The sequence below is a fragment of the Rheinheimera muenzenbergensis genome, from assembly GCF_036984005.1.
Lineage (GTDB): Bacteria > Pseudomonadota > Gammaproteobacteria > Enterobacterales > Alteromonadaceae > Alishewanella > Alishewanella muenzenbergensis.
This window is the reverse complement of the sequence record NZ_JALAAR010000023.1, coordinates 1-25,174: the sequence shown is the minus strand read 5'-3', so window position 1 is coordinate 25,174 and position 25,174 is coordinate 1. Positions and strand designations below refer to the sequence as shown.

General features: G+C 50.5%; 21 protein-coding genes and 4 tRNA genes. 14 read left to right on the top strand and 11 right to left on the bottom strand.

Annotation, left to right across the window (positions count from 1 at the left end; translation table 11 throughout):
* Positions 1 to 8: 8 nt before the first annotated feature.
* Both MN202_RS18835 and purF read left to right on the top strand, forming a co-directional pair.
* A complete protein-coding gene (locus tag MN202_RS18835) occupies positions 9 to 497 on the top strand; it encodes a CvpA family protein (RefSeq protein WP_335737690.1) in 489 nt (162 codons plus the stop codon).
* 21 nt (positions 498 to 518) lie between these two features.
* On the top strand, positions 519 to 2,030 hold the full coding sequence (purF, locus tag MN202_RS18830) for an amidophosphoribosyltransferase (protein WP_335737689.1): 1,512 nt from the start codon (positions 519 to 521) through the stop codon (positions 2,028 to 2,030).
* A 53-nt stretch (positions 2,031 to 2,083) separates the two neighbouring features.
* Here purF and MN202_RS18825 read toward each other — a convergent pair whose 3' ends face one another.
* Complete coding sequence (locus tag MN202_RS18825) at positions 2,084 to 2,683, bottom strand: Yip1 family protein (RefSeq protein ID WP_335737688.1); 600 nt, start codon at positions 2,681 to 2,683, stop codon at positions 2,084 to 2,086.
* A gap of 199 nt (positions 2,684 to 2,882) precedes the next feature.
* Between MN202_RS18825 and miaE the strand changes: the two genes are divergently transcribed.
* On the top strand, positions 2,883 to 3,653 hold the full coding sequence (gene miaE / locus MN202_RS18820) for a tRNA isopentenyl-2-thiomethyl-A-37 hydroxylase MiaE (RefSeq protein WP_335737687.1): 771 nt from the start codon (positions 2,883 to 2,885) through the stop codon (positions 3,651 to 3,653).
* Positions 3,654 to 3,699: 46 nt separating this feature from the next.
* On the opposite strand, the gene MN202_RS18815 is transcribed toward miaE, so the two are convergent.
* From MN202_RS18815 to MN202_RS18795, 5 genes are all read right to left on the bottom strand, one after another.
* On the bottom strand, positions 3,700 to 6,846 hold the full coding sequence (locus MN202_RS18815; RefSeq protein WP_335737686.1) for an efflux RND transporter permease subunit: 3,147 nt from the start codon (positions 6,844 to 6,846) through the stop codon (positions 3,700 to 3,702).
* Between the two features lie 9 nt (positions 6,847 to 6,855).
* A complete protein-coding gene (locus MN202_RS18810; RefSeq protein WP_335737685.1) occupies positions 6,856 to 7,800 on the bottom strand; it encodes an efflux RND transporter periplasmic adaptor subunit in 945 nt (314 codons plus the stop codon).
* Positions 7,793 to 9,085 carry a TolC family protein gene (locus MN202_RS18805; protein ID WP_335737684.1) on the bottom strand — a complete coding sequence of 431 codons (1,293 nt, stop codon included), beginning with the start codon at positions 9,083 to 9,085 and terminating at the stop codon, positions 7,793 to 7,795. Before MN202_RS18805 ends, MN202_RS18810 begins: the two co-directional genes overlap by 8 nt.
* Positions 9,086 to 9,137: 52 nt before the next feature.
* The gene (locus MN202_RS18800) at positions 9,138 to 9,485 is read right to left on the bottom strand and encodes a cobalt transporter (protein ID WP_335737683.1); all 348 of its coding nucleotides are present in this window, start codon (positions 9,483 to 9,485) and stop codon (positions 9,138 to 9,140) included.
* Positions 9,486 to 9,582: 97 nt separating this feature from the next.
* Complete coding sequence (locus MN202_RS18795; protein WP_335737682.1) at positions 9,583 to 10,518, bottom strand: GGDEF domain-containing protein; 936 nt, start codon at positions 10,516 to 10,518, stop codon at positions 9,583 to 9,585.
* Between MN202_RS18795 and MN202_RS18790 the strand changes: the two genes are divergently transcribed.
* The gene (locus MN202_RS18790; protein ID WP_335737681.1) at positions 10,517 to 12,319 is read left to right on the top strand and encodes a lipase family alpha/beta hydrolase; all 1,803 of its coding nucleotides are present in this window, start codon (positions 10,517 to 10,519) and stop codon (positions 12,317 to 12,319) included. The two genes, MN202_RS18795 and MN202_RS18790, sit on opposite strands and share 2 nt — an antisense overlap.
* 39 nt (positions 12,320 to 12,358) lie before the next feature.
* Here the strand turns inward: MN202_RS18790 and MN202_RS18785 are convergent, their stop codons facing one another.
* Positions 12,359 to 13,360 carry a LacI family DNA-binding transcriptional regulator gene (locus tag MN202_RS18785; RefSeq protein ID WP_335737680.1) on the bottom strand — a complete coding sequence of 334 codons (1,002 nt, stop codon included), beginning with the start codon at positions 13,358 to 13,360 and terminating at the stop codon, positions 12,359 to 12,361.
* Positions 13,361 to 13,487: 127 nt separating this feature from the next.
* On the opposite strand from MN202_RS18785, the gene MN202_RS18780 reads away from it, so the two are divergent.
* The 3 genes from MN202_RS18780 to MN202_RS18770 all read left to right on the top strand — a co-directional run bounded on the left by MN202_RS18780 (position 13,488) and on the right by MN202_RS18770 (position 17,915).
* Positions 13,488 to 14,009 (top strand): gluconokinase, encoded by a 522-nt coding sequence (locus MN202_RS18780; protein WP_335737679.1) that lies wholly within the window; start codon positions 13,488 to 13,490, stop codon positions 14,007 to 14,009.
* A gap of 64 nt (positions 14,010 to 14,073) precedes the next feature.
* Complete coding sequence (locus MN202_RS18775) at positions 14,074 to 15,498, top strand: MFS transporter (RefSeq protein WP_335737678.1); 1,425 nt, start codon at positions 14,074 to 14,076, stop codon at positions 15,496 to 15,498.
* 20 nt (positions 15,499 to 15,518) lie between these two features.
* Positions 15,519 to 17,915, top strand: coding sequence for a GH36-type glycosyl hydrolase domain-containing protein (locus MN202_RS18770; RefSeq protein WP_335737677.1), 2,397 nt, complete (start codon positions 15,519 to 15,521; stop codon positions 17,913 to 17,915).
* Positions 17,916 to 17,960: 45 nt separating this feature from the next.
* On the opposite strand, the gene MN202_RS18765 is transcribed toward MN202_RS18770, so the two are convergent.
* The gene (locus tag MN202_RS18765) at positions 17,961 to 18,719 is read right to left on the bottom strand and encodes a UDP-2,3-diacylglucosamine diphosphatase (RefSeq protein WP_335737676.1); all 759 of its coding nucleotides are present in this window, start codon (positions 18,717 to 18,719) and stop codon (positions 17,961 to 17,963) included.
* A 21-nt stretch (positions 18,720 to 18,740) separates the two neighbouring features.
* Complete coding sequence (locus tag MN202_RS18760; protein ID WP_335737675.1) at positions 18,741 to 19,235, bottom strand: peptidylprolyl isomerase; 495 nt, start codon at positions 19,233 to 19,235, stop codon at positions 18,741 to 18,743.
* A gap of 153 nt (positions 19,236 to 19,388) precedes the next feature.
* On the opposite strand from MN202_RS18760, the gene cysS reads away from it, so the two are divergent.
* The 3 genes from cysS (at position 19,389) to MN202_RS18745 (ending at position 23,130) form a co-directional block, all read left to right on the top strand.
* A complete protein-coding gene (cysS, locus tag MN202_RS18755; protein WP_335737674.1) occupies positions 19,389 to 20,768 on the top strand; it encodes a cysteine--tRNA ligase in 1,380 nt (459 codons plus the stop codon).
* Positions 20,769 to 21,250: 482 nt separating this feature from the next.
* Entirely contained in the window at positions 21,251 to 21,973 is a 723-nt protein-coding gene (locus MN202_RS18750) for a DUF6795 domain-containing protein (RefSeq protein ID WP_335737673.1), read from the top strand.
* Entirely contained in the window at positions 21,970 to 23,130 is a 1,161-nt protein-coding gene (locus MN202_RS18745; RefSeq protein WP_335737672.1) for a lipase family protein, read from the top strand. The genes MN202_RS18750 and MN202_RS18745 overlap by 4 nt, the downstream gene beginning before the upstream one ends.
* 121 nt (positions 23,131 to 23,251) lie before the next feature.
* On the opposite strand, the gene MN202_RS18740 is transcribed toward MN202_RS18745, so the two are convergent.
* Both MN202_RS18740 and folD read right to left on the bottom strand, forming a co-directional pair.
* Positions 23,252 to 23,602 carry a hypothetical protein gene (locus MN202_RS18740; RefSeq protein WP_335737671.1) on the bottom strand — a complete coding sequence of 117 codons (351 nt, stop codon included), beginning with the start codon at positions 23,600 to 23,602 and terminating at the stop codon, positions 23,252 to 23,254.
* A 60-nt stretch (positions 23,603 to 23,662) separates the two neighbouring features.
* Positions 23,663 to 24,523 (bottom strand): bifunctional methylenetetrahydrofolate dehydrogenase/methenyltetrahydrofolate cyclohydrolase FolD, encoded by an 861-nt coding sequence (gene folD, locus MN202_RS18735; protein ID WP_335737670.1) that lies wholly within the window; start codon positions 24,521 to 24,523, stop codon positions 23,663 to 23,665.
* A gap of 189 nt (positions 24,524 to 24,712) precedes the next feature.
* Here folD and MN202_RS18730 point away from each other — a divergent pair.
* The 4 genes from MN202_RS18730 to MN202_RS18715 all read left to right on the top strand — a co-directional run bounded on the left by MN202_RS18730 (position 24,713) and on the right by MN202_RS18715 (position 25,174).
* Positions 24,713 to 24,789: transfer RNA gene (locus tag MN202_RS18730), tRNA-Pro, on the top strand.
* A gap of 111 nt (positions 24,790 to 24,900) precedes the next feature.
* Positions 24,901 to 24,977 (top strand) — tRNA-Arg (locus MN202_RS18725).
* A gap of 25 nt (positions 24,978 to 25,002) precedes the next feature.
* Positions 25,003 to 25,078: transfer RNA gene (locus tag MN202_RS18720), tRNA-His, on the top strand.
* A gap of 22 nt (positions 25,079 to 25,100) precedes the next feature.
* Positions 25,101 to 25,174, top strand: a tRNA-Pro gene (locus tag MN202_RS18715).

Here is a 25,174-nt window from a genome sequence, read left to right as displayed (position 1 = left end):
GGTAGCAAATGGTCTGGGTTGATTTTGCCATACTGGCAATCATAGCGTTATCTGCCGTTATCAGTCTGGTACGCGGCTTTGTTAAAGAAGCCATATCACTGGCTGTCTGGGTGCTGGCATTCTTTATTGCCAGCCAATACTATCCGCATTTAGCCGGGCTTTTTACGTCGATGCAGGATCAAACCCTGCGCAACGCTTCTGCTATCGCTATTCTGTTTCTTAGCAGCCTGATCCTCGGTGCATTAATTAATTTTGTTATCGGTAAATTAGTACAGTCTACCGGCCTGTCTGGTACTGACCGTGTGCTGGGGCTGGTATTTGGTGCACTGCGTGGTGTGCTGATTGTCAGCGCCGTATTATTTTTTCTGGATGCCTTTACGCCTGTTGCCAGCGCTGACTGGTGGCAGACTTCTATATTGATCCCCGAATTTGGTTTTATCATTGAATGGTTCTTCGAGTATTTGCAGAACCATTCCAGTTTTATGCAAAAGCCCTAGCGTTGGCGAGGAAGAAAATCCATGTGTGGTATTGTTGGTATTGTTGGAAAGTATCCGGTTAATCAGGCTCTGTATGACGGTTTAACGGTATTACAGCACCGGGGGCAGGATGCAGCGGGCATCGTAACCGTAGACAACAACACGCTGCGCCTGCGCAAAGCGAACGGTCTGGTTAAAGACGTGTTTGAGACAAGGCATATGCAGCGTCTGGCCGGTAATATTGGCCTTGGCCATGTGCGTTATCCGACTGCTGGCTCATCCAGCACGGCCGAAGCCCAGCCGTTTTATGTTAACAGTCCCTTTGGTATTGCGTTGGCACACAACGGTAACCTGACCAATTCACACCAGTTAAAAGAAGAAATTTTCCGCGTAGCACGCCGCCATGTAAATACCACATCAGATTCTGAAGTATTGCTAAACGTTCTGGCACATGAGCTGCACAACAGTGGTGTGATGGAATTGCAGGCCGAACATATTTTCCGCGCTGTCGCTAATGTGCATCGCAAGGTTAAAGGTGGTTATGCGGTAGTAGCGTTAATTATTGGCCATGGTTTACTGGCGTTTCGCGACCCTAACGGCATTCGGCCATTGGTAATGGGTAAGCGCGAAACTGAGCTTGGCACTGAATATATGGTGGCATCTGAGAGCGTGGCGTTAGACGCAGACGGCTTTACCGTATTACGTGATGTATCGCCGGGCGAAGCCGTTTATATTACAGAGCAGGGCGAATTGCACAGCTTTCAGTGTGCAGAAAATCCCAGTTACACGCCTTGTATTTTTGAATATGTTTATTTTGCCCGGCCAGATTCAACCATCGACAATATTTCAGTGTATGCCTCGCGTGTAGCTATGGGCACTATGCTGGGGCAAAAAATTAAGCGAGAGTGGGCACACCTGGATATCGACGTGGTAATTCCTATCCCGGAAACCAGTAATGACGCGGCGTTGCAAATTGCGACGGTACTGGGTTTACCTTATCGTCAGGGTTACGTAAAAAACCGCTATATCGGCCGTACTTTTATTATGCCTGGCCAGGAAGCGCGGAAAAAATCGGTAAAACGTAAGCTCAATGCTATTAAGCAGGAGTTTAAAGGCAAAAACGTTTTGCTGGTCGATGACTCTATAGTGCGTGGTACTACCTCAGAGCAAATTATCGATATGGCGCGTGAAGCGGGGGCAAAGAAGGTGTATTTTGCCTCAGCAGCGCCGGAAATCCGCTTCCCTAACGTGTACGGTATTGATATGCCATCGGCCAATGAGTTGATCGCCCATGGCCATGATGTCGACAGCATCTGCGATATTATTGGCGCTGATGGCTTAATTTTTCAGTCGCTGCCTGATTTGATAGAAGCGGTGCGGTCGGAAAACCCACAAATTAAGCGTTTTGAAACCTCGGTATTTGATGGTAACTATGTTACCAACGATATTGATCAGGATTATCTGAACCGGTTAGATCAAATGCGTAATGATGACAGCAAAGCCAAATCGCAGGCGGCTATGGCCACTAACCTGGAAACCTACAACGAAGGTTAATTGGCAGCAGACATAAAAAAGGGAGCCTTGGCTCCCTTTTGTTGTTTTTACGCTTAGTGGGTAAAGGTCGGGCCGAAACCTGAGCTCCACAATATCGCTGTTGCGGTCATCACACATACCAGCAATATCAACCCACAGGTTACTACCGAGCTGGCATAAATAAAACCACGCTCTTCAGGAATATGCATAAGGATCGGTACGCCGACATACAACAAATATACCGAATAGGCTAAGCCCGCCAGCCCTATGGTCATTACAACCCATAGCTCAGGGTACAAGCCGGCAAAGCCAACCATAAATAACGGCGTTGACGTGTAAGCGGCCAGCTCCAGGGTTTGGGTGTAGGTGGGTTCGGCACCAAAGGTATGAGCCATCCAATGCGCCAGTAACGCCAGCGCAAACACACCGGCTATCAGAGCAAAGTACATGGCTACTGACAGCATCAGGGCACTGTCGGCGGTTAACATAATGCGATCGCCGGCACCAATACTCCAGCCTAAATGCACTGCTGAGTAATAGGCGCATACCGACGGGATCAATGCCACCAGCAGTATGTGAATTAAGCTATAACGAAAACTTTCATGTCTTGCATCTATTGTATGCCACTCTTCTTTCGGGTGCGCATACAGTCCCCATAAGTGATTCAATATCATAATTATTATCCTTGTCACTACGTCTGCACAACTTTAGCTATTTTTGATAGCCGTTATATCAGTTATGGCCAATATAATGCGCTTCGTCAAGCAGATTGTTTGAAATTTGGCCGCCGTTTTATTGTGCATACTCAGCTGCTTGGTGTCGGCAGTGCTATTGGCTATAATGCGCGCCGGATTTAACAATAGAAGTACAGCCATGCTAAGCGCTGAAATCAGCCAGTTACTGAAGCCGGTGCAGCAGTTTTTACACTGCGCTACACCGCAAGAGTGGTTAACAATGGCCGCCAGGCCGGCACATTTAGCCGTATTGTTACAGGACCATATGATCTGTGAATTAAAAGCGGCGCAATCTGCTATGTATCTGATCCGTCGTTATGCCGCAGATGAACAAAGTGGCGAAGCGCTGTTGCAGTGGCTAAAACCCTATGAAGATTTTACCTACCGTCAGCAGGGCGACTGGCAGGCGCTGGCCGGGCTGAGCCTGAAAAAATCGATGCTGGCTAAAGCTGACAGCCCGCAGGCACAGCAGCTGATAGATAAAATGGTATTGCTGATTAAAGAAGAGCTACACCATTTTTATCAGGTACTGGAAGTCATGGCGAAGCACGGCATTAAATACGAGAAAATTAGTTCAAGCCGCTATGCTAAAGGCTTGCTGCGTCATGTGCGCACTTATGAACCTGCCGCGATGGTTGATAAGCTTATTTGTGGTGCCTATATTGAAGCGCGATCCTGCGAGCGCTTTGCCAAATTAGCACCGGATTTACCCGCTGATATTGCCGATTTTTATATCTCATTATTGCGCTCTGAGGCGCGGCATTATCAGGATTATCTGGCGCTGGCGACAGATATTGCCGCAGAGGACATCAGCGAACGGGTGCGCTTTTTTGGCCAGATTGAAGCCGACCTTATTTTAGCGCCGGACAGCGATTTTAAATTTCACAGCGGTGTACCGGTTAGCGCTTAATAAACACCAGCCAAAGCGGCTGGTGTTTATGCAGTGCTATGACTTATCAGGCCGGTTTTTTCTGTCGCTGATGTAGCAACCGGTACAGTGCCGGCAGTAATACCAGGGTTAACAGCGTGGCTGACACAATGCCGCCAATTACCACAGTCGCCAGCGGCCGTTGTACTTCAGCACCGGTGCCGCTGTTAAACGCCATCGGTAAAAAGCCCAGGCTGGCCACTAAGGCGGTCATGAGCACTGGCCGTAAGCGTTGCACGGCACCCTGCACAATAGCCTGCTGCAGCGCCATGCCCTGAGCGCGCAGCTGCGTAATCATCGCCAGTAATACCACGCCATTAAGTACGGCAATACCCGATAACGCAATAAAGCCGACAGCGGCAGATATCGACAATGGCATATCGCGCAGCAACAGCGCGGCAACGCCACCGGTTAATGCCAGCGGCACAGCGCTGAACACCAGCAACGCATCTTTGGCAGAATTAAGTGCACTGAACAACAAGCCAAATATCAGCAGTAAGGTCAGCGGTACTACCCACTTTAAGCGGTTAATCGCCGATTGCAGTTGCTCAAAGGTGCCGCCGTAACCCAGCCAGTAACCCGCTGGCAACGGCAGTTTATCGGCCATTAATTGTTGGCTTTCACTGATAAAGCTGCCAAGGTCACGACCGACGACATTGGCAGTTACCACCACATTGCGCTTGGTGTTTTGCCGGTTTATCTGGTTGGGAGCGTCAATTTCATTAAAATGCGCCACTTCACCCAGAGGTACATAGGTTAACTCGGGCGTATTGTTATGGCCGTCAGGCGCAGCGGTAAGGGGCAGGGGCAACTGTTTTAACTGCTGCGGATCGCTGCGTAGTGCTTCATCGGCCCGGATCATCAGTGCAAAGGCTTTGTCCCCCTCGTAAATAAGCCCGACTTGTTCACCGCCTACCAGGGTTTGAATATGATGTTGCACACTGGCGACATCTAACCCCAGTAGCGCCAGATGCTCGCGGTCAGGTTCAATCGACAGCATCGGTAAACCTGTGGCTTGCTCCATCCGCACATCAACTGCACCGGGCACGCTTGCCAGTAATCCGGTTGCGGTTTGCGCCAGTTGTGTCAGCACGTCTAAGTCATCGCCGTAAATACGCAGCGCCACGTCGCTGCGCACGCCGGCGATCAGCTCGTTAAAGCGCATTTCTATCGGCTGGGTAAATTCGTAGTTATTGCCGGGCAAAGCCTCTACTGTCTGGCGTAGCAATGTCAGTAATTCCGCCTTAGTCATGTCCGGGGACGGCCATTGGCTTGGCGGTTTTAACATCACAAAGGTGTCGGCGACATTGGGTGGCATAGGATCAGTGGCAATTTCTGCTGTGCCCAGTTTGCTGAAAACCGCTGCAACCTGTGGCAGGGCGGCAATTTCGCGCTCGAGCAATAATTGCATTTGCAGCGACTGGCTTAAACTGGTGCCGGGAATTCGCAGTGCATGTAAGGCAATATCACCCTCATCCAGCTGCGGCATAAACTCGGTACCCAGTTTACTGCCTTGCCAGAATATTGTTGCCATCAGTAGCAGCGCCGCATTGATAAACAGCACTGAGTAGCGCAAGCTCAGGTTCAGCAAAACGGCGTAGCCCTGTTTTAACCTGCGTAGCAGGGTAGAGTCATGCTCGTTAACTTTACCGCGGACAAAGATGGCAATGGCTGCCGGCACAAAGGTTATCGCCAGGATCACCGCGCCGCTCAGGGCGGCGATAACAGTAAAGGCCATCGGATGAAACATTTTGCCTTCAATGCCGCCAAGCGCAAAAATCGGCATAAACACCAACATGATAATCAGTACGCCAAACACCGCTGGGGTAAATACCTCGCGCGTTGCCTGATGCACTTCGCTCAAGCGCTCATCGAGAGTCAGTAAACGGCCCTGCTGTTGCTGCGCCAGGCCCAGGCGGCGCAGGCAGTTTTCTACCACGATAACGGCGCCATCGACCATTAAACCAAAGTCAATTGCGCCTAAGCTCATCAGGTTACCGCTGACCTTATTTATTGCCATGCCGCTGATGGCAAACAACATACTAAGCGGGATCACCAGCGCGGTGATCAGCGCCGCGCGTACATTGCCCAGAAATACAAACAGCACCACCACGACCAGCACGGCGCCTTCAAACAGGTTTTTTTGCACTGTCGCTATGGTTTTATCCACCAGGCTGGTGCGGTTGTACACCACCGTTGCGCTAACCCCTGCCGGCAAAGAGCGGTTAACCTGTTGCAGCTTTTCCGCCACGGCTTTGGCAACGGTACGGCTGTTTTCGCCCAGTAGCATAAAGACGGTACCCAGCACTGTTTCTTCGCCGTTTAAGCTGGCCGCGCCGCTGCGTAGCTCTTTGCCAAAATAGACATCTGCCACATCGCGTAACCGCACCGGTGCATCGTCGCGCTTGGCAATAATAAGTTCGCTGATATCGGTCAGGTTGCGCAATTGCCCGGGCGAACGTACCAGCCATTGTTCACCGCGCTGCTCAATATAACCGGCACCGACATTGTCGTTATTGCGTGACAGCGCGTTACTAATGTCTGTCAGCGTCAGGTTATACGCCAGCAATTTTGCCGGATCGGGCGCTACCTGATACTGACGCTGATAACCACCAATGGTATTTACCTCGGTTACACCGGCTACGGTAACCAACTGCGGTTTAATCAGCCAGTCCTGTAAGGTGCGCAAGTCTTCAGCGTTGTACGCTGTGCCATCGGCTTTTTGTGCGCCGGGCGCAGCGCTGACGCTGTACATAAAGATCTCACCCAGACCGGTAGTTATCGGGCCCAGACTGGGGTTGGTGTCCGATGGCAAGGTGGCCCTTATTGCCTGCAAGCGTTCTGTTACCTGCTGGCGGGCGCGATATATATCGGTGCCATCATTAAACACCAGTGTTACCTGAGACATGCCATAGCGTGACAGTGAGCGGCTGTATTGCAGTTGCGGCAAACCTGCCATGGCATTTTCAATTATCACGGTTAGCCGCTGTTCGGTTTCCAGTGGTGAATAACCGGCAGCCGCAGTATTTATTTGCACCTGCACATTGGTAATATCCGGTACGGCGTCCATCGGCAGACGTTTGGCGTGGTAAATACCCAGCAGCACCAGCAGCAGTGTCAGCCCCAGGATCAGATAGCGCCGGGCCAGAGCAAACTTTAACAGTACATCAATCATGACGCCCTCCTAGTGAGCATGGCTGGCGCCGGATTTAAGGGCATCGGCTTTTAGTACAAAGCTGTTGTCGCTGGCATATTCGCTACCTGCCGCTAAACCAGACACCACCTCAATGTAGCTTGCGTCCTCGCGGCCAAACTCTGGCTGGATGGCAGTAAAAACGTCGTTTTCCCGGACAAACAGCACAGCTTTACCCTCTATCCGCTGCAGAGCTTGCTTTTTAACTGCCAGCTCTACCGGTATTTCAGCCGTTTGCACCAGTGCTTTTACATGCATACCCGGGCGCCAGTAGCCGCTTTGGTTATCCAGCACGGCGCGCATCCGGGCAATATGGCCGGCGGTCATTTGCGGCGCGATATAACTGATATTGCTGTTGGCGCTTTGGTCATGATGCAGGCTGAATACGGTTAACGGCATACCGGTTTGCAACTGCTGGATGTCGTTTGGAAAGGCTGACAGCTCGACATAAACTTTGCTGTAATCGACCAGGCTTAGCAGCACGTCATCGCGAACCTGCTGCTGATCATTAAAATAGCGCTCTGCTATAACGCCGTCTGCCGGTGCGTGAATAGTATAGCTTTTTAACGTAGTGGCATTGGTTAGCCGGGCCAGCAGCTGGCCCTTGCTGACGCTGTCGCCCTGTTGCACCAATACCTGCTGCAGTGTACCGGCATAGGGTGCTCTGATCTGATATTGGGCGGTTGGGATGGCTTTGATCACACCAAACAGGGCAGTGTGCTGCACTAAAGTACGGCGGCCGGCTATCTCAGTACTAATACGATTAAGCTGCTGCATTTTGGCTGTTAAGCTAATCTGCACGTCGTCATGGTCATCGGCGTGGGCATGAGCGGCTTCATCATGGTTGTGGTCGTCGCCGGCAGCCGACACAGCGTTAGTTGGCAGTAGGCAGGCCAGGCTAAATAATAAGGCCGCCAACAATGTTGGGTTAGTCATGTTGCTTCTCCACAGTTATAACCGGCTTGGTGCTGTCAAGTGTCAGGGGCTGGCCGGTCAGGCGCTCCAACTGCAGTAAGTTCAGGTGAAAGTTACTTTGGCTTTCAATCAGCTCGCGCTCAGCCTGGGCCAGCTCCTCTTCAGCTGATAACACATTAAGTATGTCAATCTGGCCTTGCCGATAGCCAAGCAGGCTAAGCTGGCGCAGCGCGTTGGCTTCGGGCAGTAACTGGGTCTCGATAGCCTGCACAGTGTCACGCAATTGCTGCAGGTTCAGCCATTGTTGTTGCAGTAACAGCGTCAGTTGTGTCGCACTGAGTTGTTGCTGCGTTGCCAGCAACTGCTGCTCAGCCAGCTGTGCCTGGCGTTGGCCCTGGTTTGGATCCGTCAGGTTGAGCGGCAAGCTTACGCCTAGTAACAGCGAGGTCTCGTTACTGGCCTGATCACGTTTAAGCCCGGCAGACCAGCGCATATCAGCTTGACTGTTGGCTTCGGTTAAGCGCAGCTGACTTTGCGCAATACGTTGCAGTGTGACAAAGCGCTGCAACGTCGCGCTGCGCTGCAGTTGGCTTTGCAGCATCGACAGGGGCGGCAGTTGCGGTAGCACAGCAAGCTCGCCGTTTACCTGAGTAAAATCAGGTACCGCATGCCAACTGGCCGCCAGACGATAGCGCTGGCTTTCTGTGGCCTGATTAATATCGGCCTGGGTTATTTTGCTACGCAGCAGGCGTAGTTTAATCCGGCTGATATCAGCATCGAGCAGGGTGCCAGCGTTGCTGCGCAGTTGCGCGGTGTTTAACAGCGTTTGCTCGCGGCTGATTTTGGCGCTGGCCCATAACTGTAATTGCTGCAGCCGCAGCAGTTGCAGATAATGCCCGGCAGTATTAGCCAGTGCATCCAGCCGGGCCAGTTCGTAATTATCACGTTGCAATTGGCTTTGGCTAAGCGCCAGCTCCAGCCTGCGTTCACGCTTTTGCCCCAGCTCTATTTGCTGGCTTAGGCTAAGGCTTAGCTCAGCGCCGCTTAAACCCGGGTTGTCACCTGTGCCGGCGACATTCTCCAGCGTCACTGCCAACTCAGGGTTGGGTGTTACAGCGGCCTGCAATTGTGCCGCTTCTGCCATCCGCAGCTGATACGGAAAGGTTTGCAGCGTCGCGTCATGTTGTAAAGTGCGCTGCAAGGCTTGCGCCAGCGTGAGGGTTTGCCTCTCGGCTCCCAGCGCAAACGGCGCAGCCGAATAGCCCACGGCCACCAGTAATGCCGGCAGCATAAATGTCATACGCATAGGTATGCTCCTGTTAGTTAATCAGTAAAGTAATATTGAAAAACGGCCAGGATCAGGCGTTAGGGGGCGGTACCGGTGGTGAATAACTTAGCGGCGATAGCGCCGGTTGTAGGGCTAAACTGCGGCTTGCGCCCACAGCAATGGGCTTAACATTATGGATATAAGAGATAGCACAGGTGACGTGTGCGTGCGCAGAATGATGTTCATCGGCATCGGCATCGGCATCGCTGTCGGCGGTTTGCGTGCTGTGTTGGCTGCTTGCTGCATGGGCATCATAGATATAAGAGGTGTAGCTATGTTCGTGCTCAGGCATATGCACAACCAATGCATCACACGCCATTACAGCATGGTTTAGCATTACGGTTAGCAAAATAAACAGCTTTACGCTTTTAAGCCACATTGCATTTAAGCCACATAATATCTTTAGCAGTCAGCGGCTATGTTACAGCGCACACCGCTTAGCAACAAGCGAAAATATATCCGGCTGGTTGCCAGCATTACAGAATAACGCAGTACTCTGCAACCACCACTCTATTGCGCCCGCTGTGTTTCGCCTGGTACAGCGCCGCGTCAGCATCGGCGTACAGTTGCTCAAATTTAGCATTGTCGCGCGCCAGTGCTATACCAACAGACAATGTAATGCGCAATTCGCGACCATCAATATGCAGTTTTTCATCGGCGATCTGTTGGCGTAACCTTTCCGCTACTTCTATCGCTGTGTCGCGACTGGTTTGCGCCAAAAAGATACCAAACTCTTCACCGCCAATACGGCCAAAAATATCGTATTCCCGTAAAGTAGTTTTCACCAGCCGTGCAACCTGGCGCAGTACTTCATCGCCAGCCTGATGGCCGTAGGTGTCGTTAACATTTTTAAAGTGGTCAATATCCAGCAGAAAAAACGCCATGGCGCAGTGCTGGCGGCTGCAGCGGGTAATTTCAGCCTGCACTGAGGCAACAAAACTACGCCGGTTAGCAATTTGTGTCAGTTCATCAGTCAGCGCTAAATCGGTTAATTTGCGAGTGTGTTCGTTTAAATGCTGCTCGACAATTTTTTGCTTGGTAATGTCTTTGGTTTGCAACAGCATTTCACCATCAGGCAGGGTTTGCTCCGAGAATAAAAACCAGCGACCGTCGACTAAATCGACTTCAAACAGGCGAAAATCGCGTGAACGTCGCAGTTGTTGTACCCGGCTTAGCCAGGTTTCTATATTGTCGGCATCAATGCGCGGGCCTTTTTGCGTGCGAAAAGCGTTGCGCATAATAGCTGCGAAACTTTGGCCAATCAGCTCGGCTTCGGGGCGAAAAAACACGTCTAAAAACGCTTTATTGGCACAAAGCAGAATGTCATCGGCAGAAAAAATGGCATAGCCATCGCGGCTGGCATCGGCAAATTCAGCCAGTTTAGCGGCAAAATGGGTGAATGAGTTTTTCATGCAACACAACCTGTTACATAACAGTGCTATAGTGCTAAGCATAGCGGAATTTACCGACGATATTCAGTTTACTGCAGGAGATCAGATGCTGCAGCACGGTCACCCAAGCCGGCTTTGTCTGCTTGTTATATTGCTACTGTTTACCCTGCAGGGGTGCAGCCAGGGCAAACATATCTATTGGAAAAAATCTGCCGCTGCGCCGGTTGAAGTGGTAAACGGTTTGCTGGCTTATCAATACATAGCATTAAATCAGCAGTCTGATGCAGTGCTGGCAGACTATTGCCAGCAGCTTACTACCCAGCGCTCACCTGGTTATCAGCTATATCTGCTGCAGCTTAGTTGTGCCCAGCGCTGGTTGGCATTGCCGCTGAGCAGCGCAGAGCAGGCTGTTGCCATAAGCTATTACAACCGGGCATTGCTGCCGTTAGTGCGGGCAGCGATAACAGACCGTGACACCAGTGCACTGAATTTGCAGCTAAATATTGAATTAGATAGTGATGAAAGCGGCCAGGCGTTTGAGCAACTGTTTTTGGCGGCTGATCTACAGGCATACGACCCTTTTATATTACGCCAGCAGGATAATGGCTTAGGCATTACCGTGGTAGGGCAGCGTAAAAACAGCGGTTCTGAGCAGGATCGCTACTTTCCACCGGAGGGTATTTTCCGGCCGCTTACGGTAATGCCGGTTAAGCTGGATTTTAGTAACCCGGTAATGCCGCTGCTGACACTGCGCGGCATTTATATGCAACAGCAGCAACGCTGGCCTATAGCGCAGCAGCAGTATGGGCTGAATTATGATCCGGCGTCGGCCTATCTGTGTTTAGTGGAGTCGGCAGTGGCCGATCAGTTGGAAAAAGCCGGCTTATTTAATGCAGACAAAGTAGAAGACAAGCTGGGCATTTATGCTATAGAGCCGCTAAGCAAAGATAAAATTCCGCTATTGATGATCCACGGCTTAAATTCCAGCCCGTTAATATGGCGCCGTTTAAGCTGGGCGATATTCTCTAACCCGCAACTGGCGGCAAAATATCAGGTGTGGCATGCGTTTTATCCTACCGGCCCGCCGCCGTTTTTTAATGCTATGCGCCTGAGAAAACTGACCGATGAGCTATTACTGCATATTTCGCCGAATCTACAAGCGGTTGCCGCAAATAATATGTTACTGGTAGGGCACAGCATGGGCGGTATTATCAGTAAAACCTTTGTGCAGAACAGCGACAATACATTGTGGGACACCACCTTTTACCGCAGCCCGGCCGAACTAGCTGTAGATGACGATACCCGTCGCACCTTAGAGGATATTTTCATTTTCACTGCCAAGCCCTACGTTAAAGCGGTGATGTTTATCGATACACCACATCGCGGGGCAGCTACCGCCGATGGCTGGATTGGCCGGCTGGCATCGGCGATGATTACCTTGCCCAAGGCGATGAAAAGCGTGTTTAGTCAGATGTGGCAGGTGTTAACTCAAGACGATATTAAACCGGCGATGCGCGGCTATATGAGCGGCTCTGGCCCGAACAGTGTTGATGTGTTATCACCGCGCCACCCGCTGGTGCAGCAATTAACCCAGTTGCCACTGCAGGCGCCGGTGTATTCGGTTATCGGCAACGATGAGCCGGGCCGTTGCAAGGATGTCGTATCATGCCCTGGCTTAACCGACAGTGTGGTGCCTTATAACAGCGCGCATTTGGCTGCTGCGGCGGCTGAGATTGTCGTGCCGTCAGAACACAACTCTTACCAATCCCCGGCGGCAATCGAATTTATACTGCAAATTCTGTCTGCCAAAATCGTTTTATAGTGTCTAGCCAGCTGGCCTGCACCAACAGCAGCCAGGTGTTCAGGTTGAGCTGCGCACCCTAATACTGTATCCGACATCAACAGGTGCCACCGAGTGGCGGCCTTTGCCGGCAGCACTTAGTAACATTTCAACCGCCCGGCGGCCCATCTCAACGCGTGGTGAGGCCACTGACGTAATGGCCGGCTCGACTAACGCTGAGGCTTCGAAATCATTAAAGCCACAAATGGCAATATCTTTAGGTACGCTTAAATTCATCCGCTTGCATTCAAACAAGGCACCCAACGCCAGATCATCATTGCAGCAAAATACGGCATCGCACTGGTTGTCGGAGCCGGCAATCACGGCTTGTAATAACTGGCCTCCGAGTTTAATCGACGACGGCTGCGCTGTGGTTTGCACAAAACTGCGGCACGGCTCTGGCCAATCAGCTATGGCTTGTTTAAACCCTGCCAAGCGCTGCTGGGTACGCGGGTCCATGCGGGCGCCAACAAAGGCCGGAGCGCGATAGCCTTGTTGCAGCAAATGCTGCGTTATATCGTAAGCCGCCTGATAATGCGAAAAGCCGATATTCATATCTATCGGTTGGTCGGTCAGCTCCATGATCTGCACCAGCGGAATATCGGCCTGCAGCAGCAATTTTCGGGCGTAATCAGTTTGCGCCGTGCCGGTAATTACAATGCCTTCAGGTGCCTGACTTAGCAGGGTAGCAATCAGTTTTTCCTCCTGCAGAGGCGAGTAATGGCAGTCACCCAGCAAAATCTGCATATTACCGGCATTGGCGGCCTGATAGATGCCTTGCAGCACATCGTTAAAAACGATATTGGATAGCGATGGAATAATAACCGCCAGCACGCCAGACTTTTTTGATGCCAGCGCACTGGCCGCATGATTGCGGATATAACCAATATCCCGGATAGCGCTATCAACTTTTTGCCGGAGTAATGCAGATACTTTGTCAGGATCAGATAATACTCTTGATACAGTGATTGCGCTGACACCGGCAAGCTTGGCGACATCTTTTAAGTTTGGCTTTTTATTCATGATTTTATGTATAGATTGTAATGATGAAACAATACGTCATTGGCTCAATTTAGTCAAAATGATTGCGCAATCATTGTTGTTGATATAGGCTTAGATTCAAAGCGCCAGCTGACGGTAGCCGCTAAATATGTTGGGATGCATCAGAACTATTGTGATCATGGGCGTAGCAGGCAGTGGTAAGTCCACCGTCGGCAGTTTATTAGCGCAGCAGTTGGGCTGGCGTTTTGTTGAAGGTGATGAGTTTCACAGCCCACAGGCGAAACAAATGATGGCCAGTGGCATACCGCTGGCCGAGCAGTTGCGTGACAGCTGGGTGCGGGCACTTTGCGCTGAGCTTGATGCTTGCAAAGCAGCCAGGCAGCCTTGTGTGTTAAGTTACTCGGGCTTAATTGCCCAGCAGCGTCAGCAAATCCGCAGCAGTGCAGATAACGGCCATTTTTTTTATCTGCAGGGCGATGCCGCTGTACTGGCTAAGCGCCTGGCGCAGCGGCAAAATCATTTTATGCCAGCAGCGATGTTGCAAAGCCAACTGCGGACCATGCAAAGCTGTATCAACGAGAGCGATATCACCCTTCTGGACATCAGGCGGCCTGTTTCACGGCTGGTACAGCAGATTACCCGGTTTTTGGCGGCGCAAAATGCTAAGTGATTGCGCTAACATGTTTAGCCTCATAGCTGATGTCATAACAATGCATAACGGCGGATAACTACGTATGGCAGTTCCAGCTTCACAAAGCACAGCAACGTCAAATACAGCAACGCCAAACAGCACAGCGCAACAAAGCGCTACGCCGGTGCGGCTGCGGGAGAAAATCGGATACGGCCTTGGTGATATGGGCTTTAACTTCTATTGGGCCAATATTTCTGCATTTTTGCTGGTTTACTATACCGACGTGTTTGGTATCTCTGCCGCTGCGGCCGGTACTATGATGCTGGTAACAAAAATAGTTGATGCCTTTACCGATCCGTTAATGGGCGCTATTGCCGACCGCACCCGCAGCCGCTTTGGTAAGTTCCGGCCCTATTTGTTGTGGCTGGCATTGCCGCTGGCCGGGGCCGGCGTGCTGACCTATAGCACGCCGGATTTAGGCGAAACCGGTAAACTGCTGTGGGCCTATGGCAGCTATACCTTGTTAATGCTGGTGTATACCGCGATTAATATTCCTTACTCGGCACTGTCAGGCGTCATAACCAGTGACAGCCAGCTGCGTACAACGCTGGTAAGCTTTCGTTTTATCGGCGGTTTTAGCGGCGGCATTCTGGTCACTTATTTAACGCCCAAATTAGTGCCGCTGCTGGGGCAGGGCGATGATGTGCTGGGCTGGCAGCTGACGATGCTGGTATTTGGTATTGCCGCCGCATTAATGTTTTTAACCACATTTTTGACCACCAAAGAGCGCATCGCACCGCTTAGTCAGCATCCTAATGCCGTGCGGCAGGATTTAATTGATTTAAAAAATAATAAACCCTGGCTGGTGTTATTTGCGCTGGCACTGATCATTATGGTCACTATTACCATGCGTGCTGGCAGCGGCGTGTACTACTTTAAATACTATGTAGAGCGGCCGGATTTAGTCGGTGAGTTTTTATCTTCCTATATGCTGGCCTTGGCATCGGGGGCGGCCGCCACCCCGCTAATGACGCGCTTTATTGATAAAAAACAGCTGATGGTGCTACTGATGTCTTTGGCCGGGCTGCTTTCCATCGGTTTGTATTTTGTGCCGGCCGATGCGGTAGGTGTTATTTTTGCAATGAATCTGGCGATTGGTTTTGTGTTAGGGCCCAAATCACCGCTGGCGTTTTCGATGTATGCCGACACGGCCGATTACAACGAATGGCGCACCGGGCGCCGGGCTACGGCGATGACCTTTGCTGCTGCAACTTTTTCACAAAAACTCGGTGGTGCTATCGCATCGGCATTGATCGGTTGGTTGTTGGCGGCTATTGGTTATGTTGCTAACGAGCAGCAAAGCAGCGGCTCGCAAACGGGCATAGTGCTGCTGATTTCGGTGATCCCGGGGGTTATAGCATTGCTGGCGGCCTTTGTTATGCGCTTTTATAGTCTGGATAATCAGCAACTGGCAAAAATTCAGCTTGAACTGAGCGCGCGCAAAGCTGCCGCGTCCTCAGTACCTTAATACTAAGGATCATGCGCACTATGTCTTTATCAAAACCCGCTGCCATTATGCAACCTTGTGCCGACCGTTATCAGTTGTTCAGCCCGGTGCAAATGCCGCAGGCAGCGGCGTTTTTATGGAACAAGCAGTTAATGGTGCAACTAAACTGCCGCGGCTATGCTACTGCACAATTTATGCAGCCAGAACCGGCCAAATATGCCCATGCACCAGTGCTGGAAGCAAAAACCTTTATGCAGCCGGAGCAACCATATTACGCGCATCATCCGGGTCGTTTTGTATATATAAAAGATGAGCAAAGCGCTGAGCTGTTCTCGGTACCTTATGAGCCGGTGCGCAGCAAAGCCGACAGCTTTGTGTTTTCGGCCGGCAAAAGTGATATTCGCTGGCAACTGCAGCAGTTGGGATTGCAACTGGAATGGCAGCTATGTCTGAGTCCGGATCAGCCGCATGAGCTGTGGCAACTTACAGTGGCTAACCTGAGCGCACAACCACGGCAGCTGAGTATCTATCCGTATTTTCCGGTCGGTTATATGTCGTGGATGAATCAGTCAGCAAAGTTTGAACCGGCGCTAAACGCTATTGTGTGTTCCTCGGTCACGCCGTATCAAAAATACCCCGATTACTTTAAAAACAAGCTGTTAAAAGATAAAACCTTTTTACTGGCCGAACAGGAGCCCAGCAGTTGGCAATGTGCACAGCAAGCTTTTGAAGGCGAGGGCGGCCTGCATGCGCCCGACGCCATAAAACAGGTAGAACTTGATGGCGGCGATGCCCTATATGAAACCCCGGCCTGTGTCATGCAATACCGGCTGCAACTGGCTGCAGGTGCGCAGCACAGTTACCGCTTTGTGTTTGGCCCGGCGCTGGATGAAAGCGAAATTGCCGCGGCCCGCCGGCGTTATTTTTTAACGCCGGATGGCTTTACTAAGGCACAGCAACAGTACAGTGATTATATTGCCCAGGGTCAGGGTTGCTTGCAGATTGAAACACCGGATAGCGCGCTGGATAACTTTGTTAACCATTGGCTGGCGCGCCAGGTGTATTACCACGGCGATGTAAACCGGTTAACCACAGATCCGCAAACGCGCAATTATCTTCAGGATAATATGGGCATGAGCTATGTGCGGCCTCAAGCGTTTCGCACCGCATTACTAACGGCGCTGGCACAGCAACAATGCAGCGGCGAAATGCCAGACGGCATTTTGCTGCACCCAGACGCCGAGCTGAAATACATTAATCAGGTGCCGCATACCGACCAAGGTGTCTGGCTGCCGGTGTGTTTGGCGGCGTATCTGGCCGAAACCAACGACTATGCTTTATTGCAGCAACAGATTGCTTTTGCCGACAGCACAGAGCCAACCACGGCGTTTGAGCATATTTGTCGCGCTATGAGCTGGCTGCTGCATAAACGCGATGCGCGCGGCCTGAGTTTTATTGAGCAGGGCGACTGGTGCGATCCAATGAACATGGTTGGCTACAAAGGCCGTGGTGTGTCGGGCTGGTTATCACTGGCGGCGGCGTATGCGCTTAACTGCTGGGCAGATATTTGTCAGCAATTGGGCGAGCAAAATCTTGCTGAGCAATACCGCAACGATGCGCACAGTTTTAATCAGGCGGTTAATCAGCATCTGTGGGACGGTAAATGGTATGGCCGTGGCATTACTGACGACAATGTAGTATTTGGTGTTAGTAAAGATGCTGAAGGCCGTATTTATCTGAACCCACAAAGCTGGGCCATGCTAAGTGGTGCTGCTAATACAGAACAATTGCAATTGATGTTGGCCGAAATTGATGCTCAGCTTGCTACGCCTTACGGCGTGCAAATGCTGGCACCGGCTTATACTGCTATGCGCGACGATGTGGGCCGTGTTACGCAAAAGCACCCGGGTTCGGCTGAAAATGGCTCGGTATATAACCATGCGGCGGCGTTTTACCTGTATGCGCTGTATCAGATTAACCAGCCGGACAAAGCATTTCAGGTTTTACGCCAGATGCTGCCGGGCAACACAGCGCAAGACTACCTGCAGCGCGGCCAGTTACCGGTGTTTATACCTAATTACTATCGCGGTGCTTACCGGCAGTTTCCGCGTACAGCCGGGCGCTCCAGCCAATTATTTAATACCGGCACCGTGCACTGGGTGTATCGGGCATTAATTGAAGGGCTGTTTGGTGTCAAAGGGTGCCCGGCAGGCTTATTACTGCAACCGAAACTGCCATCGGACTGGCCGCAGGTAAAGCTGACAAGGCAGTTTCGCGGCGCAATATTTAGCATTGTCATGCGCCGGCAAAATGGTATTAGCAAGTTACAGCTAACTGTCGATGGCCACTTAATGCCACAGCCGCTTATTAGCAATATTGTCGCCGGTCGGCATTATCAGGTCGAACTGTTGCTGCCTGTTGCACCGCGGTTTAAGTAACGGCATAACGACCGTCGCTAAACTTTGCCGCTTTATAGACAGCGCCTAATCTGTCAGCGCATTAAAATACAGCTGCCACTGGCTGGCGCTGACTTTTAAATAACTGCTTTGCGTATACCAGTCGCCCAGTACATAGCGCTCAGCCGCTGTGCCGTTAACGTCCAGCTGATGCACAGCAGGGCGGTGGGTATGACCGTGGATCAGCTTTAATACGCCGTATTGCGCCATTACTTTGGCCACTTCGTCCGGGGTCACATCCATAATTTGTGGCTGTTGTTGCCCCTGCGGCGAAGAGGAATAACGGGCTTTATGCATCGCGCTTTTGCGCCGGGCTTTAGCTGCGATGCCTTGGCGAAAAGTTAACGGGGTTTTTAACAGTAACCACTGCCACCAGGGCTGGTTCCACCATTTACGGAATTTCTGGTAAGCAATATCCAGTGTACACAGGCTGTCGCCGTGCATAATAAGCGTTGGTGTGCCATATAAGTTGATAACCTGCTGCTGCGGCAGTAACTGCATACCGGCGCGGCTGGCGTAGCCCTGACGCAGCATAAAATCACGATTACCATGAATAAAGTACACCGGTACCTGAGGACTGAGTTCGGCTAAGGCCTTGGCGACAGTATCTAATAGTGGTTCGGGGTTGTCATCGCCGATCCAGACTTCAAATAAATCGCCAAGAATATACAAGGCATCAGCGTGGATGGCTTGCTCGCGCAAAAAACGCAAAAAGGCGGCGGTGATATCGGGCCGATCTGCAGCTAAGTGCAGATCGGCGATAAACAGGGTGTGCTGCTCAGACATCAGCTCTGGCATCAACAGCGTTTAAGCATGCAGCTCGGCTTTTTCGATGATCACCGGTTTTACCGGTACATCGGCATGCATACCACTGCGCCCAGTGGCCACTTTTTTAATTTCGTCTATTACGTCCATGCCTTCAGCTACTTCGCCAAATACGCAGTAACCCCAGCCAGAGCCGGTTTCAGAGCTAAAGTTTAAAAATTCATTGTCGGCCACGTTGATAAAAAACTGGCAGGTGGCAGAGTGCGGGTCATTAGTGCGCGCCATAGCAATAGTGCCTTTTTTATTTGGCACTTTGTTATTCGCTTCGTTTTTAATCTGACCTTTGGTTTCTTTTTGCTCCATATCGACAGTAAAACCACCGCCCTGGATCATAAAACCGTTAATCACACGGTGAAAAATGGTGTTGTCATAAAAGCCATCTTTTACGTAGCTGATAAAATTTTCTACAGTAGCCGGGGCTTTGTCGGCAAACAGGTTTAATTTAATTACGCCGTAATTGGTGTGCAAGCTAATCATAATAAGGTGTCCTTAGTTCAAAGTGTTGGCATTCTACCGCAGCTGTGGCAAATCATAAAGCAAGGATAGCGGCGCTAAACCGCCGGTGATACACTAACGGGCTGTCGCAACAACAGGACTAACAGGCCGCTAACGGTCATTTTTGAGGACGCCATGTTACATATTTATAATACCTTAAGCAGAAAAAAAGAATTGTTCACGCCAATCGAAGCCGGTAAAGCCGGGCTCTATGTCTGCGGTATTACTATTTATGATTACTGTCACGTTGGCCATGCCCGTACCTATGTTGCCTTTGATGTGATAAATCGCTATCTGCGCTTTTTGGGATATGACGTAACGTACGTGCGTAATATTACCGACGTCGACGACAAAATTATTAAGCGCGCGGCAGAGAACAACGAAAGTTGCGACGCCTTAACTGAACGCTTTACCAAAGCCATGCACGATGATTTTGCTGCGCTGGGCTTAATGCCGGCCGATATCGAGCCGCGCGTTACTACCCATATGGCCGAGATTATTCAGATGATTGAACAGTTGGTCGCCAAAGGCTATGCCTATATCGCGGCCGATGGCGATGTGCTGTTTGATGTCAGTAAATACGAAGCCTACGGTGAGCTTAGCCAGCAAAACCTGGAAATGCTGCAATCCGGCTCACGGGTAGAAGTCGCTGATAACAAAGACGATCCGCTGGATTTCGTGTTATGGAAAAGCGCCAAGCCTGGCGAGCCGTTCTGGCAATCGCCGTGGGGTAATGGCCGGCCGGGCTGGCATATTGAATGCTCCGCAATGAGCGCTAAACATTTAGGCGAGCATTTTGATATTCACGGCGGCGGCTCTGACTTACAGTTCCCGCACCACGAAAACGAAATTGCTCAGTCTACCTGTGCCCATGGCCACAAGTACGTTAATACCTGGATCCACACTGGTATGGTGCAGGTAGATAAAGAAAAAATGTCTAAATCTTTAGGCAATTTCTTTACGGTAAAAGACGTGCTGGCAGAATACAACGCCGAGGCAGTGCGCTACTTTTTATTATCCAGCCAATACCGCAGTCAGCTGAACTACTCGGCAGAGAACTTAACACAGGCGCATGCAGCCTTAGGCCGGTTATATACTGCGCTGCGCAATGTAACGCCTTCTGTCAGTGTGGATATGCAAAGCGATTATATTGCCCGTTTTAAAGCGGCTATGGATGACGACTTTAATACCCCGGAAGCCTTACCGGTATTGTTTGAACTGGCGCGTGAAGTAAACCGCTTTAAAGAAACCGAACCGGCCAAGGCCGCCGAACTGGCCGGCATATTAAGTTTATTAGCCGGCGTGCTGGGTTTACTGCAAGGCGATGCTGAGCAGTTTTTGCAATCGGGTGCATCAGATGACGATGTCGCTGAAATAGAAGCATTAATAGCCCAGCGCAACACCGCCCGCGCCAACAAAGACTGGGCAGCAGCAGACGCCGCCCGCGATGCGTTAACGGCAAAAGGTATTATCGTAGAAGATAAAAACGGCGTAACCAGCTGGCGCAAAGGCTGATTAAGCTAGCTTGATAAAAAAAACCGCCTGTTGGCGGTTTTTTTATGCCTTAACATTGCAGTTTTCAGCAACTGGCTATGGTTATGCCCCATCAGCAAGATAAACTATTTTTCTGTCATTGTGGATGCTAGGGATAGCCTACAACACACAGATCGGACCCTGTTACCTCAGACTCAATTAGCACCTGCTGATTTCATCCTCCTTGCTGATTGCGAAGATGAAACCGTAACGACAACACCACAGGTCTAACTGGTATTGCAGGTAAGCTTTCGTGCCCTCTGTGATTCCACACTTCGATTTTACATTACAGCTCTACAGAAAGTGCAAATGTTGCTTTTTGGTTGATTAATCGTTTATCAAAGATACAATGGTATAAAATTTTCAACAAAGGATGTTTTGTGTGGGGCTTGCAGCGCAGCACCTTAAAGTGCATTTGGGGGGGGCTATTTGTCTTGCTTATAAACAACTCTGCGGAGGCTGGTGTGTTTGGTTGGTTTAAACGAATAGATGTGCAGGTTTCGCCGGAAATTAAGGGCGCTATTGCCCTGGAGGGTAAGCCGCAAGCGGATATGGTTATAAAGCGTGGCACCTTCTTTGATGACAGCTGGAGCTGGGAGAGCACCAGCACCGATGCTGATGGTCACTTTTACTTTGCTGAGAAATTAGTCAAGGCACGCCCGGTATTGTACGAACGCCAAGTAGGGTTGCAGCTGCTTGCTGTGGATTACCCCAAAAAAGGCGATGAAGATCTGTTTTTTAGAATGGGAGAATCGCACGATTTTAAAAGCCCAACCCGCGATTTATTAACCGATGGAATGTACTGCGAGCTGAGTGCTGAGTACACCATGAGCTATTTAAAATTTATTGAGAACCCCAGCGCAGTATGGCGTGGCTTTGAATCAAAATGCCGCTTTTTGCATGCAGATAAAGTGGTGGTATCGCAAGCCGAACTGGATGTAGCAGAGCTTGAAAGGCGCTGGCGCACGATTCATCAGCTGTTATCTGCTTTAGAGCGCAGCGCTAAGGTGTTAGACACCGATCAATACGCCCGAGACGATATGCAAGAGTATATAGAAGGTGGTTTTGAAACCGTGCAAAGTATCCCGGAACTTGAAACCGACTCACAGAAGCTTAGCACCCTACCTGCGCTTAAACAGCAATTCCAAACTTATCAGGATTTATTGAACAAGGACGAGCAACAATGAATATTGAAACATTAACACCGCCAATAGCCGCAGCTTTGGCTGCCGACGTGTATGAAACTTTGAATATGCCAGCCGGAGCCACCTTTACCCCGCAAACTGAAGAATTAAAAAGTTTTTTTGATTTTAGCACTCAGGGTGGAGCAATACACGGTCGCAGCGGTGGCCTTCTATTTCGTCGTCAATCAGGCTTTGCCGTAGTTGGTAAAGGGAAAGCTGCGCCTTATAAAAATGCGGTTGCTATAGCCTTTCGCGGTACCCAAACTAGTTTTGACTGGCTAAGTAATAGCAACACCCGCACCGTATCAATAGAAAACCAAACCCAGGCCCATAAAGGCTTTTATGATATTTTCAACAGTATGCGCCCGGCATTAGAGCAACAGTTAAACCCACTGCTTCGAAGTAATAGCAGCGCTATTGTGCATTGCTCCGGCCATAGCCTGGGGGCTGCACTGGCTCAGTTGGCTGCTATATGGATAAAGAAATATTATGGCAACCGCGTAGCGCTTTATACCTTTGGCTCGCCCAGGGTTGGATTAAAAAACTTTGCTATACAGGCACCGGGTAGTATTGATGCCAGCTATCGCTGTATTCATGGTGATGATCCGGTGCCGTTGGCACCAGTTTGGCCCTATTACCATGCGCCATATAATGGGCAGGTGGTGCGTTTAACGTCCGACACCGGTATCCGTATCAGCTCACATGCAATGCGCAAGGCAAATCACTGCTACCAAAACAGTGCTCGAGGTGCATGGGCGAACTTAATTGGGGCAGAACGGCTGCCCAAACAAGTGTATTTAAAGTATGGCGAACAGCATAAAGTGACCTTTAGTGAATATTGGAAAAACCAAATTGAAGATGCGCTAACCACTATTTTACGGAAGTCAGGCATAGCGTCTGCCGCTATTTTAGGTGTGCAGAATTTGGGGGGCGGCGTGCATACCTTTTACGACAACCTAGCGATGGAGCTGGAGAAAAGTGCCAAAGTTTTCCCAAATGACGAACATGTAAAAGGCTTGTTGGCGCATATGTTGGTGTTTGCCGGAAGAGGGGCCCACGTGGCTATTAAACTAACCGCCCGTTTTATCCGCTGGGTGTTTGAACAAGTGTTGGCTGTATTAAGCCGGGCAGTTCGCTACGCAGTTTCGGGGTTAAGCTAAAGACAGTAGCTGGCTTTGCCGGAGTCAATAGATAGAACCTTTCTGCTGGCCGCGTTAGCGGCCAGTAAATTGTCCATAAGCAAGATATTTTGATTCATCTGTCATCAAGGCGGGCAAGTGCTCAGCGGGTTAGTACGTATTTTCCCAGCGGCGTTGCAAGTTCTAAACGATTAGTGGCTTCGCTGAATATTTGCCAGCTAATTTGCTCATCGCCTGCAGTTAACCTAAGCACCTTGTCTTGCCTGGTGTAGGGGTACTGTCGGTTGCCATAGCTCTTAATAACTTCTGTTATCGTATCAGCATTTATATCAACAAAATTACCGGCTTCCAGCTGATTAATACTGCCATCATCATAAACCACCTCGGTCATCACCCAGCGGCCTAGAATATCGTTTGCTTCACTGGCATCAGAACGGGTCATCAGACCGATAGCGACAACTGTAACAATGGCGAAGTTTACAATTTTCAGCATCTGTAAGTACTTTAAGCCGTATTTTTATTCAGTAGCGATTTTAGTCGCTGCTGATTCACCTTAATGCTTGTCGTGATACAGCTCGCAGGCTTCCAGCGTGTTTTCGACTAAGCTGGCCACTGTCATCGGGCCTACGCCGCCTGGTACCGGCGTAATATAACGCGCGTGTTTTACTGCGTTGCCGTATTCTACATCGCCTACCAGCTTGCCGCTGTCCAGCCGGTTAATGCCAACATCTATAACTAAAGCGCCTGATTTTACCCAATCGCCCGGAATAAATTCCGGCCGGCCAACGGCGACGACGAGTAGGTCGGCGCGGCGAACCTGGGCTTCCAGGTTGCGGGTAAACTTGTGACACACTGTCGTGGTGCAACCGGCCAGCAATAGCTCCAGCGCCATCGGCCGGCCAACAATGTTAGACGCACCTACTACTACTGCATCCATGCCTTTTACATTTACACCTGTGCTTTGCAGTAACGTCATAATGCCTTTAGGCGTACAGGAACGCAGCGCTGGCATACGCTGGGCTAAACGGCCGATATTGTACGGATGAAAGCCGTCGACGTCTTTGTGCGGGTTAATGCGTTCTAAAATAGCAGACGAATCTAAGCCGGCAGGTAACGGCAGTTGCACTAAGATTCCGTCGACGGTGTTGTCATTATTCAGCTTATCAATTAATTCGAGCAGTTGTTGTTCGCTGGTATCAGAGGGCAGGTCGTATGACACTGAGTGAAAGCCGACTTCTTCACAGGCTTTGCGTTTACTGCCAACATATACCTGTGACGCTGAGTCTGAACCTACCAGCACAACGGCCAGCCCCGGAGCTCTTTTACCCGCTGCAACCCGGGCGCGAACCTGGGCCGCTACTTTATCTTTTGTTGCCTGAGCAACGGCTTTGCCATCAATAATTTGTGCTGTCATCTGCTTACGTCTCTGCCTTGATTTTACTGCGGTATATTTTCGCACAGCTACCGGCTGAACGCCATCTTGCAGTGCTTGCTGCACAATAGGTTCAAATAATAGGCAATCAGTTGTTTTGTGCAAAAAAAGGTTTGACGCTATAGCTGGGCGGCTGTAATATTCCGCCCCGTTGCAGCAGTGCAGCAAAGTCGGTGATTGGCGCAGCTTGGTAGCGCACTTGGTTTGGGTCCAAGGGGTCGCAGGTTCAAATCCTGCATCACCGACCAATTTTAGAAAGGTCTGGTATACACGTGGTTTGGCTATTCTTAATCCACGGGTCGCAGGTTAAATCCTGTATCACCGACCACTATCTAAATGCTTGGTAGGGTTTCGATTGTGCGCCCGTAGCTCAGTTGGATAGAGCAACGGCCTTCTAAGCCGTGGGTCATAGGTTCGAATCCTATCGGGCGCGCCATAACAAGCGCAAAACAGTTTCAGTGGTGGTTGTAGCTCAGTTGGTAGAGCCCCGGATTGTGATTCCGGTTGTCGTGGGTTCGAACCCCATCATCCACCCCATCTTTTCCAGTGTTTTTATAGTCGGTGATTGGCGCAGCTTGGTAGCGCACTTGGTTTGGGTCCAAGGGGTCGCAGGTTCAAATCCTGCATCACCGA

Coding starts and splice junctions, on each gene's coding strand:
- MN202_RS18790 (WP_335737681.1), top strand. CDS start 10,517: ATGCAACACAACCTGTTACATAACAGTGCTATAGTGCTAAGCATAGCG.
- MN202_RS18765 (WP_335737676.1), bottom strand. CDS start 18,719: ATGTCTGAGCAGCACACCCTGTTTATCGCCGATCTGCACTTAGCTGCA.
- MN202_RS18740 (WP_335737671.1), bottom strand. CDS start 23,602: ATGCTGAAAATTGTAAACTTCGCCATTGTTACAGTTGTCGCTATCGGT.
- MN202_RS18810 (WP_335737685.1), bottom strand. CDS start 7,800: ATGACTAACCCAACATTGTTGGCGGCCTTATTATTTAGCCTGGCCTGC.
- MN202_RS18785 (WP_335737680.1), bottom strand. CDS start 13,360: ATGAATAAAAAGCCAAACTTAAAAGATGTCGCCAAGCTTGCCGGTGTC.
- MN202_RS18825 (WP_335737688.1), bottom strand. CDS start 2,683: ATGATATTGAATCACTTATGGGGACTGTATGCGCACCCGAAAGAAGAG.
- MN202_RS18760 (WP_335737675.1), bottom strand. CDS start 19,235: ATGATTAGCTTGCACACCAATTACGGCGTAATTAAATTAAACCTGTTT.
- MN202_RS18835 (WP_335737690.1), top strand. CDS start 9: ATGGTCTGGGTTGATTTTGCCATACTGGCAATCATAGCGTTATCTGCC.
- MN202_RS18775 (WP_335737678.1), top strand. CDS start 14,074: ATGGCAGTTCCAGCTTCACAAAGCACAGCAACGTCAAATACAGCAACG.
- purF (WP_335737689.1), top strand. CDS start 519: ATGTGTGGTATTGTTGGTATTGTTGGAAAGTATCCGGTTAATCAGGCT.
- folD (WP_335737670.1), bottom strand. CDS start 24,523: ATGACAGCACAAATTATTGATGGCAAAGCCGTTGCTCAGGCAACAAAA.
- MN202_RS18795 (WP_335737682.1), bottom strand. CDS start 10,518: ATGAAAAACTCATTCACCCATTTTGCCGCTAAACTGGCTGAATTTGCC.
- MN202_RS18805 (WP_335737684.1), bottom strand. CDS start 9,085: ATGCGTATGACATTTATGCTGCCGGCATTACTGGTGGCCGTGGGCTAT.
- MN202_RS18745 (WP_335737672.1), top strand. CDS start 21,970: ATGAATATTGAAACATTAACACCGCCAATAGCCGCAGCTTTGGCTGCC.
- MN202_RS18800 (WP_335737683.1), bottom strand. CDS start 9,485: ATGTGGCTTAAAAGCGTAAAGCTGTTTATTTTGCTAACCGTAATGCTA.
- cysS (WP_335737674.1), top strand. CDS start 19,389: ATGTTACATATTTATAATACCTTAAGCAGAAAAAAAGAATTGTTCACG.
- MN202_RS18770 (WP_335737677.1), top strand. CDS start 15,519: ATGTCTTTATCAAAACCCGCTGCCATTATGCAACCTTGTGCCGACCGT.
- MN202_RS18780 (WP_335737679.1), top strand. CDS start 13,488: ATGTTGGGATGCATCAGAACTATTGTGATCATGGGCGTAGCAGGCAGT.
- MN202_RS18815 (WP_335737686.1), bottom strand. CDS start 6,846: ATGATTGATGTACTGTTAAAGTTTGCTCTGGCCCGGCGCTATCTGATC.
- miaE (WP_335737687.1), top strand. CDS start 2,883: ATGCTAAGCGCTGAAATCAGCCAGTTACTGAAGCCGGTGCAGCAGTTT.